General features: G+C 39.7%; 14 protein-coding genes and 1 other annotated feature. All 14 genes read left to right on the top strand.

Going from position 1 to position 17879, the window contains the following annotated elements; genetic code table 11:
* The first annotated feature begins 115 nt into the window (after positions 1 to 115).
* Positions 116 to 541 (top strand): 50S ribosomal protein L11, encoded by a 426-nt coding sequence (gene rplK, locus QYB95_RS10855; RefSeq protein WP_137730352.1) that lies wholly within the window; start codon positions 116 to 118, stop codon positions 539 to 541.
* A gap of 139 nt (positions 542 to 680) precedes the next feature.
* Positions 681 to 1379 (top strand): 50S ribosomal protein L1, encoded by a 699-nt coding sequence (gene rplA / locus QYB95_RS10850; RefSeq protein WP_301138350.1) that lies wholly within the window; start codon positions 681 to 683, stop codon positions 1377 to 1379.
* A gap of 64 nt (positions 1380 to 1443) precedes the next feature.
* Positions 1444 to 1589: a sequence feature (ribosomal protein L10 leader region), on the top strand.
* A gap of 33 nt (positions 1590 to 1622) precedes the next feature.
* Positions 1623 to 2123, top strand: a complete 501-nt coding sequence (rplJ, locus tag QYB95_RS10845) for a 50S ribosomal protein L10 (protein ID WP_301138349.1) — start codon at positions 1623 to 1625, stop codon at positions 2121 to 2123.
* Between the two features lie 80 nt (positions 2124 to 2203).
* Entirely contained in the window at positions 2204 to 2566 is a 363-nt protein-coding gene (gene rplL / locus QYB95_RS10840) for a 50S ribosomal protein L7/L12 (protein WP_036200771.1), read from the top strand.
* Between the two features lie 86 nt (positions 2567 to 2652).
* Entirely contained in the window at positions 2653 to 3255 is a 603-nt protein-coding gene (locus QYB95_RS10835) for a class I SAM-dependent methyltransferase (protein ID WP_301138348.1), read from the top strand.
* A gap of 281 nt (positions 3256 to 3536) precedes the next feature.
* Positions 3537 to 7100 carry a DNA-directed RNA polymerase subunit beta gene (gene rpoB, locus QYB95_RS10830; protein ID WP_301138347.1) on the top strand — a complete coding sequence of 1188 codons (3564 nt, stop codon included), beginning with the start codon at positions 3537 to 3539 and terminating at the stop codon, positions 7098 to 7100.
* 123 nt (positions 7101 to 7223) lie between these two features.
* The gene (gene rpoC / locus QYB95_RS10825; protein ID WP_301138346.1) at positions 7224 to 10907 is read left to right on the top strand and encodes a DNA-directed RNA polymerase subunit beta'; all 3684 of its coding nucleotides are present in this window, start codon (positions 7224 to 7226) and stop codon (positions 10905 to 10907) included.
* 152 nt (positions 10908 to 11059) lie between these two features.
* Complete coding sequence (locus QYB95_RS10820) at positions 11060 to 11311, top strand: ribosomal L7Ae/L30e/S12e/Gadd45 family protein (protein WP_036200766.1); 252 nt, start codon at positions 11060 to 11062, stop codon at positions 11309 to 11311.
* 98 nt (positions 11312 to 11409) lie between these two features.
* Positions 11410 to 11829, top strand: coding sequence for a 30S ribosomal protein S12 (gene rpsL, locus QYB95_RS10815; RefSeq protein ID WP_036200765.1), 420 nt, complete (start codon positions 11410 to 11412; stop codon positions 11827 to 11829).
* 145 nt (positions 11830 to 11974) lie between these two features.
* Positions 11975 to 12445, top strand: coding sequence for a 30S ribosomal protein S7 (gene rpsG / locus QYB95_RS10810; RefSeq protein WP_036200764.1), 471 nt, complete (start codon positions 11975 to 11977; stop codon positions 12443 to 12445).
* Positions 12446 to 12538: 93 nt separating this feature from the next.
* Positions 12539 to 14617 carry an elongation factor G gene (gene fusA, locus QYB95_RS10805; protein WP_301138345.1) on the top strand — a complete coding sequence of 693 codons (2079 nt, stop codon included), beginning with the start codon at positions 12539 to 12541 and terminating at the stop codon, positions 14615 to 14617.
* A 128-nt stretch (positions 14618 to 14745) separates the two neighbouring features.
* Positions 14746 to 15933, top strand: a complete 1188-nt coding sequence (tuf, locus tag QYB95_RS10800) for an elongation factor Tu (RefSeq protein ID WP_301138344.1) — start codon at positions 14746 to 14748, stop codon at positions 15931 to 15933.
* Between the two features lie 148 nt (positions 15934 to 16081).
* Entirely contained in the window at positions 16082 to 16765 is a 684-nt protein-coding gene (locus QYB95_RS10795; RefSeq protein WP_301138343.1) for a response regulator transcription factor, read from the top strand.
* A 9-nt stretch (positions 16766 to 16774) separates the two neighbouring features.
* Positions 16775 to 17794 carry a sensor histidine kinase gene (locus QYB95_RS10790; RefSeq protein WP_301138342.1) on the top strand — a complete coding sequence of 340 codons (1020 nt, stop codon included), beginning with the start codon at positions 16775 to 16777 and terminating at the stop codon, positions 17792 to 17794.
* Positions 17795 to 17879: the final 85 nt, after the last annotated feature.

The raw sequence follows: 17879 nt of genomic DNA, 5'->3' as shown, positions 1-17879 counted from the left end.
ATAGTTTGTCAATGAAAATTAATCTTTTAATGTTATCGGCAATTAGCTGACAGACAGATATTGAGTGGGAGGGGCAACCCAATTACCACATCACGGACTTAAGGAGGTGTGTCTCGTGGCTAAAAAAGTTATTAAAATTGTAAAACTTCAAATCCCTGCTGGTAAAGCTAATCCAGCTCCACCGGTTGGTCCTGCATTAGGTCAAGCAGGTGTTAATATCATGGGATTCTGTAAGGAGTTCAATGCTCGTACTGCTGATCAAGCTGGTTTAATTATCCCAGTTGAAATCACAGTTTTCGAAGACCGTTCTTTCACTTTCATTACAAAAACTCCACCTGCAGCAGTGTTACTTAAAGTAGCAGCAGGTATCCAATCTGGATCAGGTGAACCTAACCGTAAAAAAGTTGCAACGGTTAAACGTGATAAAGTGCGCGAAATCGCTGAACAAAAAATGCCAGACCTAAACGCTGCTTCAGTTGAATCAGCTATGGCGATGGTTGAAGGTACAGCACGCAGCATGGGTATCGTTATCGAAGACTAATTCGTAACGAATATCTGGTTTACTTGATGATTAGAAGGCTTTTGTTTTTTGGAGGTTGCGGTAAGTTCTTTGGGAACAAGCGCAACCTCTATTCGTGGGAGGAATATCCGCTATAACCACAATCAAGGAGGAAATTATAATGGTAAAAAAAGGTAAAAGACTGCAAGAAGCAGCTAAATTAGTTGATCGTTCAACTTTATATACTGCTGAAGAAGCAATCGCTTTAGCAAAACAAACAAGCACAGTAAAATTTGATGCGACAGTTGAAGTTGCTTTCAGACTTGGTATCGATACTCGTAAAAATGACCAACAAATCCGTGGAGCAGTAGTGCTTCCAAACGGTACTGGTAAAACTCAACGCGTATTAGTATTCGCTAAAGGCGACAAGCTTAAAGAAGCTGAAGCAGCTGGTGCTGACTATGTAGGCGATGCAGAATACATCAGCAAAATCCAACAAGGTTGGTTCGAGTTTGATGTAATCGTTGCAACTCCTGACATGATGGGTGAAGTTGGTAAACTTGGTCGTGTATTAGGACCTAAAGGTTTAATGCCAAACCCTAAAACTGGTACAGTTACTTTTGACGTAACTAAAGCAATCAACGAAATTAAAGCTGGTAAAGTAGAATACCGCGCTGACAAAGCTGGTATCATCCACGCTCCTATCGGTAAAGTTTCATTCGAAACTGAAAAATTAGTTGAAAACTTCTTGGCTGTATTTGACGTAGTTCAAAAAGCAAAACCTGCAGCAGCTAAAGGTACTTACATGAAATCTGTAAATGTTACATCAACAATGGGACCATCAGTGAAAATTGATGCTGCTAGCGTAGTTGTAAAATAATAATATAAAGTAATTTATAAATAATGTTGACAACAATTATCTTTCTTGATAAGATGGATGACGTTGTGAATATCCATTTGTACCGTAGACAGTAGGGGTGCTATGCACTTAAATTTCCCTACCGAGGACACAGAAATCGGATTCTTTTAAGATGATGAATTTTCCGCCTCTAGTCTACTTTGTATGGCTAGAGGCTTTTCTTTTGTCGGTATAAATGACCCATTCTAATAGGAGGTGTCAATCATGAGCAATGTAATCGAAACAAAAAAAGCAGTTGTACAAGAAATCGCTGATAAATTCCAAGCTGCAGCTTCTGTAGTTGTAGTGGATTACCGTGGTTTAACTGTTGGTCAAGTTACAGAACTTCGTAAACAACTTCGCGAAGCGGGTGTTGAGTTCAAAGTATACAAAAACACTTTAACTCGTCGTGCATCTGAAATCGCTGGTGTTGAAGGAATCAACGAATTCCTAACTGGTCCAAACGCTGTTGCGTTCTCTAACGAAGACGTAGTAGCTCCAGCGAAAATCATCAACGAGTTCGCTAAAAAGAACGAAGCTCTTGAAATCAAAGCAGGTATCATCGAAGGTAACGTATCTTCAGCTGATGATGTGAAAGCTCTTGCTGAACTTCCATCACGCGAAGGTTTACTATCTATGCTTTTATCTGTACTTCAAGCGCCAATGCGCAATTTCGCCCTTGCAACAAAAGCTGTTGCAGAGCAAAAAGAAGAACAAGGTGCTTAATAGCAGCCTAAACTTCAAAACAACAAACCTAGGGCAAATCGCCTAATAAAATTACAACATCCATATAGGAGGAAAATAAAATGAACAAAGATCAAATCTTAGAAGCTATCAAAGCTATGACAGTTCTTGAGTTAAACGATTTAGTAAAAGCAATCGAAGAAGAATTCGGTGTAACAGCTGCTGCTCCTGTAGCAGTAGTAGGTGGCGCTGGTGCAGCTGCTGCTGAAGAAAAAACTGAATTTGACGTAGTACTAGCATCTGCTGGTGACCAAAAAATCAAAGTAATCAAAGTGGTACGTGAAATCACTGGTCTTGGCTTAAAAGAAGCTAAAGAAGTAGTAGATAACGCTCCTAAAGCATTAAAAGAAGGCGTATCTAAAGAAGAAGCAGAAGAAATGAAAGCTAAACTTGAAGAAGTTGGCGCTTCAATCGAAGTTAAATAATTTCTTATTACCTTATTTTCAATAAATAAAGAAAGCTCGTCTTTTTGACGGGCTTTCTTCATTTTCTTTGAGGAGGGCACGTGCAGATGTCTGAACACTATTATTCAAATAAGCCTCAAACTGAAAGTAAACCACGCCAATGGAAATTTACGTTACTCGGAAATACGTTTGTATTTGAAACGGATTCGGGAGTTTTTAGTAAAAGCGAAGTAGATTTTGGATCCCGTGTTTTAATTGAAACGTTTCAAGCTCCTGAAATGGAAGGTGCAATCTTGGATGTTGGCTGCGGTTATGGGCCGATCGGACTGTCAATTGCAAAACAGTACCAAGACCGTATCGTCCATATGATGGATATCAATGAAAGAGCGGTTGCGCTATCGAAGAAAAATGCGCAAATAAACGGAGTTCAAAATGTACGAATTTTTGAAAGTGATGGTCTTGCTTCTGTAGAAGAAGGATTACAAGTGGCCGCAATTTTAACAAATCCACCAATTCGTGCAGGCAAGGAAACTGTTTTTAGATTTTATGACGGTGCTTATGAGAAGCTGGCGATTGGCGGGGAATTGTGGATTGTTATCCAAAAGAAACAAGGTGCGCCATCTACGATGAATTATTTGGAAGAAAAGTTTGCAGAAGTTGAAGTAGTCGAGAAGAAGAAGGGTTATTGGATTATACGAGCAAAAAAATAATTCTTTTTTATCAATGTTAAAAAGTAGATGGAAACAAAGTTCCCAGAGTATAAAATATTGACTTGACAAAACGCCTATGATAACATAATAAAATGCAAAATTATTATTTTGTGGGAGTTTGCCCTTTTGTATGCAATGCAATTTATATGGGTATACTTACCACGAATAAGTTTAGTTTAACCGAAAATGATTCTTGAGAAAAGACTCGTTTTCTTTTTGTCTTTCGAAATCATACACCATTTAGATGATTTTGCAAAGACCTATTATCGCTTTAATGAGGGGTGAATGAGTTGACAGGTCAACTAGTTCAGTACGGACAACACCGCCAGCGTAGAAGCTTTGCGCGTATTAAAGAGGTGCTGGAGCTTCCGAATTTAATTGAGATTCAGACAGCATCTTACGAGTGGTTCCTTGAAGAAGGGTTGCGTGAGATGTTCCGCGACATTTCTCCAATCGAAGATTTTACAGGCAATCTTTCACTTGAATTCATCGATTATAGTTTAGGTGAACCTAAATATGATGTGGATGAGTGTAAAGAACGCGACGTAACTTATGCAGCTCCATTGCGTGTAAAGGTACGTCTCCACAACAAAGAAACAGATGAAGTGAAAGAGCAAGATGTTTTCATGGGGGATTTCCCATTAATGACTGAAACAGGCACATTTGTAATTAACGGTGCCGAACGCGTAATTGTTTCACAATTAGTTCGTTCTCCAAGCGTTTACTTCCATGATAAAACTGATAAGAACGGTAAAAAAGGCTTTGGTGCTACTGTAATTCCAAACCGTGGTGCTTGGTTAGAGTATGAAACAGATGCGAAAGATGTAGTTTATGTACGAATTGATCGTACACGTAAATTGCCGGTTACAGTATTATTGCGTGCTTTAGGATTCGGTTCCGATCAAGAAATCATTGATATTCTTGGTGACAACGAATTCCTGAGAAATACGCTTGAAAAAGATAATACTGACAGCACTGAAAAAGCGCTTTTAGAAATCTATGAGCGTCTTCGTCCTGGTGAACCACCAACGGTTGAAAGTGCAAAAAGCTTATTATATTCTCGTTTCTTCGATGCTAAACGTTATGATTTAGCAAACGTTGGACGCTATAAAATGAACAAAAAGCTTCACATCAAAAATCGTTTATTCAACCAAACGATTGCAGAAACTCTTGTGGATCCTGAAACAGGAGAAATTTTAGTTGAAGCGGGTACTACATTAGACCGCCGTAATCTGGATCGCATCATTCCTTATTTAGAAAATGGAATCGGCTTCCGTACACTGTCCCAAGTTGGTGGTGTATTAGAAGAAGACGTAACAATCCAGTCAATTAAAATCTTCGCGCCGAATGATGAAGCACAAAAAGAAATCAATATTATTTCAAACGCTTATATTGATGAAGAAGTGAAGAATATTACACCTGCTGATGTAATTGCTTCAATGTCTTATTTCTTCAACTTATTATATGGCGTAGGAAATACAGATGATATCGACCATTTAGGTAACCGTCGCTTGCGCTCTGTAGGTGAGCTGTTACAAAACCAATTCCGTATCGGTTTATCCCGTATGGAGCGTGTTGTACGTGAACGTATGTCTATTAACGACACAGCGTCTATCGTACCTCAACAATTAATCAATATTCGTCCTGTTATTGCTTCAATTAAAGAGTTCTTCGGAAGCTCTCAATTATCGCAATTCATGGACCAAACAAACCCGTTGGCAGAGTTAACGCACAAACGTCGTCTTTCTGCATTAGGGCCTGGTGGTTTAACGCGTGAGCGTGCTGGTATGGAAGTACGTGACGTTCACTACTCCCACTATGGTCGTATGTGTCCGATCGAGACGCCGGAGGGTCCAAACATTGGGTTAATCAACTCGCTATCTTCATTCGCAAAAGTGAATAAGTTTGGTTTCATTGAAACTCCATACCGTCGTGTGGATCCTGAAACAGGTAAAGTAACGGAACATATCGATTACTTAACTGCTGATGAAGAAGATAACTATATCGTTGGGCAAGCAAACTCACCATTAAATCCTGATGGTTCATTTGTAAATGAAGAAGTTTTAGGGCGTTTCCGTGGGGATAACACTGTTTTCAAAAGAGACCGTGTTGACTACATGGATGTATCACCTAAACAAGTAGTTTCTGCTGCGACAGCTTGTATCCCATTCTTGGAAAACGATGACTCTAACCGTGCATTAATGGGTGCGAACATGCAACGTCAAGCAGTTCCATTATTAAATCCGGAAGCTCCATTCGTTGGTACTGGTATGGAACATGTTGATGCTCGTGACTCAGGAGCCGCTGTTGTCAATAAATTCCACGGAATTGTTGAACATGTTGAAGCTCGCTCGATCCACGTTCGTCGTATTGAAGAAATTGATGGTAAAGAAGTTAAAGGTGAATTAACGAAATACAAACTTCAAAAATTCACTCGTTCAAACCACGGTACTTCAATTAACCAACGCCCGATTGTTAAAGTTGGCGATCGCGTGAAACCAAAAGACATTTTAGCTGATGGTCCTTCCATGGAACTTGGTGAACTTGCACTTGGCCGTAACGTATTAGTTGCCTTCATGACTTGGGAAGGTTTCAACTATGAAGATGCTGTCATCATGAACGAACGTCTTGTTAAAGACGACGTTTATACTTCAGTTCATATTGAAGAATATGAATCAGAATCCCGTGATACAAAACTAGGACCGGAAGAAATCACTCGCGATATTCCAAACGTAGGTGAAGACGCTCTTCGCAACCTAGATGATCGTGGAATTATCCGTATTGGTGCGGAAGTTCGAGACGGCGACATTTTGGTAGGTAAAGTAACACCTAAGGGAGTAACTGAGTTAACGGCTGAAGAACGTTTACTACATGCTATCTTTGGTGAGAAAGCTCGTGAAGTTCGCGATACATCTCTACGCGTACCTCATGGAGCAGGCGGTATTGTACTAGATGTTAAAGTCTTCAATCGTGAAGATGGCGATGAATTGCCACCAGGTGTTAACCAATTAGTGCGTGCTTATATTGTTCAAAAACGTAAAATCCGCGTTGGGGACAAAATGGCCGGACGTCACGGTAACAAAGGGGTAATCTCTCGTATCTTACCTGAAGAGGATATGCCGTTTATGCCAGATGGAACACCTGTTGATATCATGTTAAACCCACTTGGGGTACCTTCTCGTATGAACATCGGACAAGTATTGGAGCTTCATTTAGGTATGGCTGCTCGTTACTTAGGTCTTCATATGGCTACACCAGTATTTGATGGAGCCAATGAGCAAGATGTTTGGGAAACGATGGAAGAAGCAGGTATGAACCGTGATGGTAAAACGATCCTTTATGATGGTCGCTCAGGTGAACCATTAGACAACCGTGTATCTGTTGGAATCATGTATATGATTAAATTAGCCCACATGGTTGATGATAAACTTCACGCTCGTTCAACTGGTCCTTACTCACTTGTTACACAACAACCACTAGGTGGTAAAGCGCAGTTTGGTGGACAACGTTTTGGTGAGATGGAGGTATGGGCACTTGAAGCATACGGTGCTGCATATACTCTTCAAGAAATCTTGACAATCAAATCAGACGATGTTGTTGGACGCGTAAAAACTTATGAAGCAATTGTTAAAGGTGAAAGCGTTCCGGAACCAGGCGTTCCAGAGTCTTTCAAAGTATTAATCAAAGAGCTTCAATCACTAGGCTTAGATGTAAAAATGTTAACAATCAATGACGAAGAAGTTGAACTGCGCGACTTGGACGACGAAGATGAGCTTCAACCAACTGATGCACTAAATATTTTACCTGCTAGTGAAAAAGAAGATGCTGTAGAGTCTGTAGAATAGTCTTTATGCATCGGGCAGGAGGAAGAATATTCTGCCTGCCCGATTTTTAACTTTAAATAAATGAATTAATTGTTGAGCTTCGAAAAGTCGTTAGAGGACTTATACTAAAGGGAGGTAGGCTCCTTGATAGACGTTAATGAATTTGAATATATGAAAATTGGTTTGGCTTCACCAGACAAGATTCGTTCTTGGTCTTATGGAGAAGTAAAAAAACCTGAAACAATCAACTACCGTACGTTAAAACCAGAAAAAGATGGTCTGTTCTGTGAACGAATTTTCGGACCTACTAAAGACTGGGAATGTCACTGTGGTAAATACAAACGAGTTCGCTATAAAGGTGTAGTTTGTGACCGCTGTGGTGTTGAAGTAACTCGTGCAAAAGTTCGTCGTGAACGTATGGGACATATTGAACTTGCAGCACCTGTTTCACATATCTGGTATTTCAAAGGTATTCCAAGCCGTATGGGACTTATTCTTGATATGTCACCTCGTGCATTGGAAGAAGTAATCTACTTCGCTTCATATGTTGTAATCGAAGCTGGCGATACAAGTCTAGATAAAAAACAACTTTTATCAGAAAAAGAGTATCGTGCATACCGAGAAAAATTCGGTGCTACTTTCGAAGCAGCAATGGGCGCAGAGGCAATTAAAAAACTTCTGGAACAAATTGATCTAGAAGGTGAAACGAACACTCTAAAAGAAGAATTGAAATCGGCTCAAGGTCAACGTCGTACTCGTGCGATCAAACGCCTTGAAGTAATCGAGTCATTCCGTAATTCCGGCAACAGACCAGAATGGATGATTTTAGATGTACTACCAGTAATTCCACCTGAGCTTCGTCCTATGGTGCAATTAGATGGCGGTCGTTTTGCAACTTCTGACTTAAACGATTTATATCGTCGTGTTATTAACCGCAACAACCGTTTAAAACGTCTTCTGGACCTTGGTGCGCCAAGCATCATCGTACAAAATGAAAAACGTATGCTGCAAGAAGCGGTCGATGCACTGATCGATAATGGTCGTCGTGGTCGTCCTGTTACGGGTCCTGGTAACCGTCCTTTAAAATCCCTTTCACATATGCTAAAAGGGAAACAAGGTCGTTTCCGCCAAAACTTACTTGGTAAACGTGTAGACTATTCAGGTCGTTCGGTTATCGTAGTAGGTCCAAACTTAAAAATGTACCAATGTGGTCTTCCAAAAGAAATGGCGATCGAGTTATTCAAGCCTTTCGTAATGAAAGAGCTTGTTGAGCGTGGCCTTGCCCATAACATCAAGAGTGCAAAACGTAAAATTGAACGTTTGCACAATGAAGTTTGGGATGTTTTAGAAGATGTTATCCGTGAGCATCCAGTGTTGCTTAACCGTGCACCGACGCTTCACAGACTTGGTATCCAAGCATTCGAGCCAACATTAGTAGAAGGCCGTGCGATTCGTCTGCACCCATTAGTATGTACAGCTTATAACGCTGACTTCGATGGTGACCAAATGGCGGTACACGTTCCATTATCAGCCGAAGCACAAGCAGAAGCTCGCCTACTTATGTTAGCTGCTCAAAACATCTTAAACCCTAAAGATGGTAAACCGGTTGTTACTCCATCTCAGGATATGGTATTAGGAAACTATTACTTAACTCTTGAGCGTGAAGGAGCACGCGGTGAAGGTTCTGTTTTCTATGGTTCAGATGAAGTGCTTATTGCTTACCAAACAGGTAATGTGCATTTGCACACACGTATTGCAATCAAAGCAAGTTCATTAAACAACCCAACATTTACAGCAGAACAAAATAATCAGTTCCTGTTAACGACTGTTGGTAAGGTAATATTCAATGAAATTCTTCCTGAATCATTCCCTTATATTAATGAACCAACTGATGTAAACCTAGAGCAAAAAACACCAGAACAATACTTTACCTCTTTAACGATTGATGAAGAAACATTACAGCAACTTCAAGCAACTGAAGGATTCAATGAGCTTTCAGAAAGCGAAAAAGTTGAGGCTGAGCGTCGAGCAGTGTTAGTAAAACATTTTGCTTCTGTTAAAACAATTAGCCCATTCCGTAAGAAGTTCTTAGGAAATATCATCGCAGAAGTATTTAAACGATTCCATATTACGGAAACGTCTAAAATGCTTGACCGCATGAAAGACCTAGGATTTAAATATTCAACTAAAGCTGGTATTACAGTTGCAATCTCTGATATCGTGGTTTTACCGGAGAAAAATGAAATTCTAGAAGAAGCGCAGAAAAAAGTTGACAAAGTAATGGTTCAATTCCGCCGTGGTTTAATTACGGAAGAAGAACGCTATGACCGTGTCATTTCAAGCTGGTCTGCCGCTAAAGATGAGATCCAATCTAAACTGATGGACTCTCTGCCAGATACAAACCCAATCTTCATGATGAGTGACTCTGGTGCCCGTGGTAATGCATCCAACTTTACGCAGCTTGCAGGTATGCGTGGATTAATGGCCAACCCGGCTGGTCGTATTATCGAACTTCCAATCAAATCTTCATTCCGTGAAGGTTTAACGGTATTGGAATACTTCATCTCTACTCACGGTGCTCGTAAAGGTCTGGCCGATACAGCATTAAAAACTGCCGATTCAGGTTACTTGACTCGTCGTTTAGTTGACGTTGCACAGGATGTTATCGTACGCGAAGACGATTGTGGAACTGACCGCGGTTTAACTATCGGTGCCTTAATGGAAGGTACGGAAGTGATTGAAACATTAGATGAGCGTATTATCGGTCGTCATACGAAGAAAACCATTTACCATCCGGAAACTAATGCTGTCATTCTAGAGCGTGATGAATTGATCACTCAAGATATTGCTCGCGTTATTGAAGATGCGGGTATCACTGAAGTGACAATCCGTTCTGCATTCACATGTAATACAAAACATGGTGTATGTAAAAAATGTTATGGTATTAACCTGGCAACAGGGGAAGAGGTTGAAGTTGGTGAAGCAGTTGGTATTATCGCTGCTCAATCCATCGGTGAGCCTGGTACACAGTTAACAATGCGTACATTCCATACTGGTGGGGTAGCCGGAAACGATATCACTCAAGGTCTTCCACGTATCCAAGAGATTTTTGAATCACGTAACCCTAAAGGGCAAGCGGTAATCTCTGAAATTACAGGTAAGGTATCTGAGATTGAAGAAATTCGTGAAGGCTTAAAAGAAATTACCATCCAAGGGGAAATCGAAACTCGTAAGTACCAAGCGCCTTATAATGCTCGCTTGAAAGTACAACTAGACGATTTCATCAAACCTGGACAAATTCTGACAGAGGGTTCAATCGATCCAAAACAATTATTAAAAGTTAAGGACGTTGCCACTGTACAAGAATACTTACTAAAAGAAGTACAAAAAGTATACCGTATGCAAGGGGTAGAAATTGGAGATAAACATATCGAAGTAATGGTACGCCAAATGCTTCGTAAAGTTCGTGTAATCGAAGCGGGCGATACAGAGTTATTACCTGGCTCATTACTGGATATTCACCAATTCTCCGAGGCGAACAGAGATGTAATCCTGAGCGGTAAAGCACCGGCAACATGTCGCCCTGTTATCCTGGGTATTACAAAAGCTTCCCTTGAAACGGAATCATTCTTATCTGCTGCATCATTCCAAGAAACAACTCGTGTGTTAACGGATGCTGCAATTAAAGGTAAGCGTGATGAACTTCTAGGTCTGAAAGAGAACGTAATTATCGGTAAACTTGTTCCAGCTGGTACTGGTATGCAGCGTTACCGCCAAATTCGGATCGAAGAAACAGAAGAGCTGGAAGAACTTACTTCAGCAGAATAATTATTCATATTGCATGAATGAAAATTAAAAATTCCTTGGGAGATTATTTATCTCCCAAGAGAATTTTAATAAAAATATTTGACAGTTTAAATTGATAATGTTAATATACTTAAGGTTGATAGTTAACTGTCTGTACTTTGGAGGATATGAAAATGTCTTATGAAAGAGTGAAACAGGCTAGTCAAACAATCATAGGTACAAAGCAAGCAGTGAAAGCAATCCGGGCTGGTCAAGTTACAGAACTCTTTGTTGCACTCGATGCAGACAATTGGGTAACCGATCCAGTGGTTATTCTTGCAAAAGAAGTCGGCGTACCAGTGAGTCTCGTTGAGTCGAAAAAAGAACTTGGCAAAGCTTGTGGTATTCACGTTGGAGCTGCGGTTGTTGCAATCGCTGCAAGTTAGTTTTTGTGTATAGAACACAAAGACTTTGTTTTTACCCTAAAAATGAACCACCTGGATGTGTGGTATTAAAAAGGAATAAATGAAGGGAGGAAAAACCGATGCCTACAATTAACCAATTGGTACGTAAGCCTCGTAAATCCAAAACTACGAAATCAAATTCACCAGCGTTAAACAAGGGATATAACAGCTTTAAAAAATCTTTAACAGATGTTAACTCTCCACAAAAACGTGGTGTTTGTACTCGTGTTGGTACTATGACACCTAAAAAACCTAACTCAGCGTTACGTAAATATGCTCGTGTACGCTTAACTAACCAAATTGAAGTTACAGCTTACATTCCTGGTGAAGGTCATAACTTACAAGAACACAGCGTAGTATTAATCCGCGGTGGACGAGTAAAAGACTTACCAGGGGTACGTTACCATATCGTACGTGGTGCTCTTGATACTGCTGGTGTAAACGGCCGTATGCAATCACGTTCTCTATACGGTACAAAACGTCCAAAAGAGAAAAAATAATTTAGTTCCCTAAAATAATACAAAGCCTATATAATTTGTATGTGTTTTGAATTCATATGAAACGTGCGCACGATTCAGAACAACAGCAATTAGAAATGGCAACTTGATTATATAAAAGAGATAATTTTCGAAAGGAGGAAAACACATGCCTCGTAAAGGTCCTGTTTCCAAACGTGACGTGTTACCAGATCCAATTTATAATTCAAAACTAGTAACTCGTTTAATCAACAAAATGATGATTGATGGTAAAAGAGGTACTTCTGAAAAGATTTTATACGGTGCGTTCGAATTAGTTAAAGAACGTTCTGGTAACGATCCTATTGAAGTATTCGAAGCTGCTTTAAACAACATTATGCCAGTTCTTGAAGTACGTGCTCGCCGTGTTGGTGGTTCTAACTACCAAGTACCAGTTGAAGTTCGTCCAGAACGTCGTGTAACTTTAGGTCTTCGTTATTTAGTTAACTATTCTCGTCTTCGTGGTGAAAAAACTATGGAAGAGCGTTTAGCTAACGAAATCCTTGATGCATCTAACAACACAGGTGCTTCAGTTAAAAAACGTGAAGATATGCACAAAATGGCAGAAGCAAACAAAGCATTCGCACACTATCGTTGGTAGTAATTTAAACTACGTGCTAGCTGCTTGCTAGTACGTAGATTTAAATATATATTCAAACAATAGTTACACCCAATATGGAAGGAGAAATTTCCTATGAAACGCGAATTCTCACTAGAGAATACACGTAATATTGGGATCATGGCTCACATTGATGCTGGTAAAACAACAACAACTGAGCGTATCCTTTATTACACTGGTAAGATCCACAAAATCGGTGAAACTCACGAAGGTGCTTCTCAAATGGACTGGATGGAGCAAGAGCAAGAACGTGGTATTACAATCACTTCTGCTGCAACAACAGCTGCATGGAATGGTCACCGCGTTAACATTATCGACACACCAGGACACGTAGACTTCACTGTAGAAGTTGAACGTTCTTTACGTGTACTTGATGGTGCGGTAACAGTACTTGATGCTCAATCAGGTGTTGAGCCACAAACTGAAACTGTATGGCGTCAAGCTACAACTTATGGAGTTCCACGTATCGTATTCGTTAACAAAATGGATAAAATCGGTGCAGACTTCCTATATTCTGTAGGAACTCTTAAAGATCGTCTACAAGCTAACGCTCACCCAATTCAATTACCAATCGGTGCTGAGGATGAGTTTGAAGCAATTATCGATCTAGTTGAAATGAAAGCAATCTTCTATGGTAACGACCTTGGTACTGATATCCAAGTACGTGAAATCCCAGAAGAATATAAAGAGCAAGCTGAAGAATACCGTGAAAAATTAGTAGAAGCTGTTGCAGAACTTGATGAAGATTTAATGGAGAAATACTTCGCTGGTGAAGAAATCACTCTTGAAGAGCTTAAAGCTGGTATCCGTAAAGCTACATTATCTGTACAATTCTACCCAGTAATTTGTGGTACAGCATTCAAAAACAAAGGTGTTCAATTAATGCTTGATGCTGTAATTGACTATCTACCAGCTCCAACTGATGTAGAAGCAATTAAAGGTATCGATCCTGACACTGGTGATGAAATGGTACGTCATTCCAGCGATGAAGAACCATTCTCAGCATTAGCGTTCAAAGTAATGACTGACCCTTATGTTGGTAAATTAACTTTCTTCCGTGTGTACTCTGGTATCCTAGATTCAGGTTCATACGTACAAAACTCTACAAAAGGTAAACGTGAACGTGTAGGTCGTATCCTGCAAATGCACGCTAACTCTCGTGAAGAAATTTCGAAAGTATTCGCTGGAGATATCGCTGCAGCAGTAGGTCTAAAAGATACTACTACTGGTGACACTCTTTGTGACGAGAAAAATCTTGTTATCTTAGAGTCTATGGAATTCCCAGAGCCAGTTATCTCTTTATCTGTAGAACCAAAATCAAAAGCTGACCAAGATAAAATGGGTCAAGCTTTACAAAAACTTCAAGAAGAAGATCCAACTTTCCGTGCACATACTGACCAAGAAACTGGTCAAACAATCATCTCTGGTATGGGTGAGCTTCACCTTGATATCTTAGTTGACCGTATGAAACGTGAGTTCAAAGTAGAAGCTAACGTGGGTGCACCACAAGTTTCTTACCGCGAAACTTTCCGTGGTTCAGCTCAAGTACAAGGTAAATTCACACGCCAATCTGGTGGTCGTGGACAATACGGAGACGTTTGGATTGAATTCTCGCCAAACGAAGAAGGTAAAGGTTTCGAATTCGAAAACGCAATCGTTGGTGGGGTAGTACCACGTGAATACATTCCAGCTGTTGAAGCAGGTCTTCGTGACTCTCTTGACCGCGGTGTTATCGCTGGCTTCCCATTAATCGACATTAAAGCGAAATTATATGATGGTTCTTACCATGATGTCGATTCAAACGAAATGGCCTTCAAAATCGCAGCATCTATGGCTCTTAAAGCTGCAGCTTCAAAATGTAACCCAGTTCTTTTAGAACCAGTTATGAAAGTTGAAGTAGTAATTCCTGAAGAATACCTTGGTGATATCATGGGTAACATCACTTCTCGCCGTGGACGTGTAGAAGGTATGGAAGCTCGCGGTAACGCTCAAGTTGTTCGTGCAATGGTACCACTTGCTGAAATGTTTGGTTATGCGACTACATTACGTTCTGCAACTCAAGGTCGTGGTGTATTCTCAATGGTATTCGATCACTATGAAGAAGTACCAAAATCAATTTCAGAAGATATCATCAAAAAAAATAAAGGTGAATAATTGAAATTTCATCTTGTATCAAGTATAAATAATTTGTAAGCTATGATTGACTGGCTGTTAAGGGCCCTTCTCAGCCAGCAGTTATAACATAAAAAAATAATAAACTCATATTTAGGAGGCTAACTCTAATGGCTAAAGAAAAATTTGACCGTTCGAAAACGCATGCTAACATTGGTACAATCGGACACGTTGACCATGGTAAAACTACATTAACTGCTGCAATCGCTACAGTTCTTTCAAAAAAAATGGGTGGAGAAGCTAAATCATACGCTGATATCGATAACGCTCCAGAAGAAAAAGAGCGTGGTATCACAATCAACACTTCTCACGTAGAATATGAAACTGAATCTCGTCACTATGCACACGTTGACTGCCCAGGACATGCTGACTATGTTAAAAACATGATCACTGGTGCTGCTCAAATGGACGGCGGTATCTTAGTAGTATCTGCTGCTGACGGCCCAATGCCACAAACTCGTGAGCACATCCTTTTATCACGTCAAGTAGGTGTACCTTACTTAGTAGTATTCTTAAACAAATGTGATATGGTTGATGACGAAGAGTTATTAGAATTAGTAGAAATGGAAGTACGTGATTTACTTTCTGAATACGAATTCCCTGGTGACGATCTACCAGTAATCAAAGGTTCTGCTCTTAAAGCTCTTGAAGGTGAACCAGAATGGGAAGAAAAAATCGTTGAATTAATGAACGCTGTTGACGAATATATCCCAACTCCAGAACGTCAAACTGACAAACCATTCATGATGCCAGTAGAGGACGTATTCTCTATCACTGGTCGTGGTACAGTTGCTACTGGTCGTGTAGAACGTGGTCAAGTTAAAGTTGGTGACGTAGTAGAAATCGTTGGTATCGACGAAGAAGCTAAATCTACAACTGTAACTGGTGTAGAAATGTTCCGTAAATTATTAGACTATGCTGAAGCTGGTGACAACATCGGTGCTCTACTTCGTGGGGTTGCTCGTGAAGACATCCAACGTGGACAAGTATTATCTAAACCAGGATCAATCACTCCACACACTACTTTTAAAGCAGAAGTTTACGTTTTATCAAAAGAAGAAGGTGGACGTCATACTCCATTCTTCTCTAACTACCGTCCTCAGTTCTACTTCCGTACAACTGACGTAACTGGTGTTATCAACTTACCAGAAGGCGTTGAAATGGTAATGCCTGGTGACAACATCGAAATGAACGTTGAGTTAATCTCTCCAATCGCTCTTGAAGAAGGTACTAAATTCTCTATCCGTGAGGGTGGCCGTACTGTTGGAGCTGGAGTAGTAGCTTCAATCCAAAAATAATTAAGTTTATTATTAAACTTTCCGACCAATTCGTGGGGACGCCCGCGAATTGGTTTTTTTTATTTCAAAATGACTAATGCAAAATACGTTGTAAAATATTCCCTTAATTTCTTCTCCCAGTGTTACAATAAGAATGAGGAGTGGTGATATGGTAACGAAATTACTATTAATTGAAGATGATCAATCAATTTTTGGAATGATACAGGAACGATTTATCAGCTGGGACATGCAAATCATCGGGCCTCCTGACTTTCAAAAGGTGATGGATTATTTTATCGAAGAAAAACCACAGTTAGTGATTATCGATATACAATTACCTGCTTTTGATGGTTTCCACTGGTGTAGGGAAATTCGTACGATTTCAAAAGTGCCTATTATCTTTCTATCTTCTCGTGATCATCCAATGGATATGGTCATGGCGATGCAGATGGGCGCAGATGACTTTATACAGAAACCATTTCATATGGATGTTTTATTAGCAAAGGTACAAGCTATCCTACGGCGTACATATGACTATACTGAAGAACAAGCAGAACTGATGCGTTGGAATAATGCGATGGTAGACTATAGCAAAGGCACAGTTCTATTGGGCGATAAATCCTGTGAGTTGACGAAGAACGAGTTGTTTATATTAAGATTACTACTGCAGCAATTGGATAAAGTGGTTTCACGAGATGAACTGATGCGTAAACTTTGGGATGATGAGCGATTTGTTAACGATAATACATTAACTGTTAATATAAATCGTTTAAGATTAAAGCTGGAAGAGATTGGTCTCAAGGATGTTATTGTTACTAAAAAGGGACTCGGTTATATGGCAACTACTGTATAGAGGTGACAAATGGTTTTTTTATTATTTTTAAAAGAGCGTTGGGCTTGGATATTTTTCATTTTCCTGCTGATTTCGTTTATTAATATAGTATTCTTTCTGGACGCAGGATTTTCAGGAATATCAACTGGCTACTTTAATATCGTCACAATAATATTGGTTGTATTTTTTCTAATTTGGCGCTACTTCAAGGAAACTCAAGGGTTGGCTCATTTCCTGGGAAATTTGTCGAACCCTAGAGAGTTTTTAAACTCGGAGGATACATCTTTATCGCCATTTCAAAGAAAGTACTTTGAAGAGTTTCAAACTGTTATTGAAGAAAAAGAAATCTTATTAAATCAATCGAATGTCAAGCTTCTGGAAGATACGGAAGCCCTACTCGCCTGGGTACATGAAATGAAAACACCTCTCACGGCACTAAAGTTAATGATTGAACAGGTTGATGACATAAAACTGCGGCATAGACTTGAGAATGAGTGGATGAGAACACATTTATTACTTGACCAACAACTCCATCATACAAGACTATCATCTATAGAAAAGGATAATCGTTTAGAGAAGTTGATATTAAAATCAGTAGTTTTCAAAGAGATACGGGAGTTTCAAACATGGTGTATGGAAAAGGGAATTGGTTTTCAAACAGAGGGATTAGAACGGGAAGTCATATCCGATAAAAAATGGTTGTCCTTTATCGTGCGTCAAATCATATCAAATGCAATCAAGTATAGTCGCGATAATAGTGAAATTACCATACATACAGAAGTAGACGATTCAGGGCACTTGCTATTGCATATCGAGGACTGTGGAATCGGCATCCGTCCCGAAGATTTACCCCGGATCTTTCAAAAGTCATATACAGGAACAATCGGTCGTGAATCTGTACAATCAACTGGAATGGGACTTTATTTAGCACAAAATGCTGCTGAAAGTCTTGGAATCGCTATATATGTGAGTTCAATCCTGGATCAGGGGTCAAAATTCACATTACAATTCCCATTACAAAATGAATATCACAAAAGTTTTGGTAGATGACAAAATTGTCACCTACCATTTATTTTTGTCATGTAAATCGGAGGTACGAAATTTCCCGCAGTTGTAGAATTAAAAGTATAAAAGG

The sequence above is a fragment of the Ureibacillus aquaedulcis genome (assembly GCF_030418165.1).
GTDB lineage: Bacteria > Bacillota > Bacilli > Bacillales_A > Planococcaceae > Ureibacillus > Ureibacillus aquaedulcis.
This window is presented reverse-complemented; position numbering and strand designations above follow the sequence as displayed.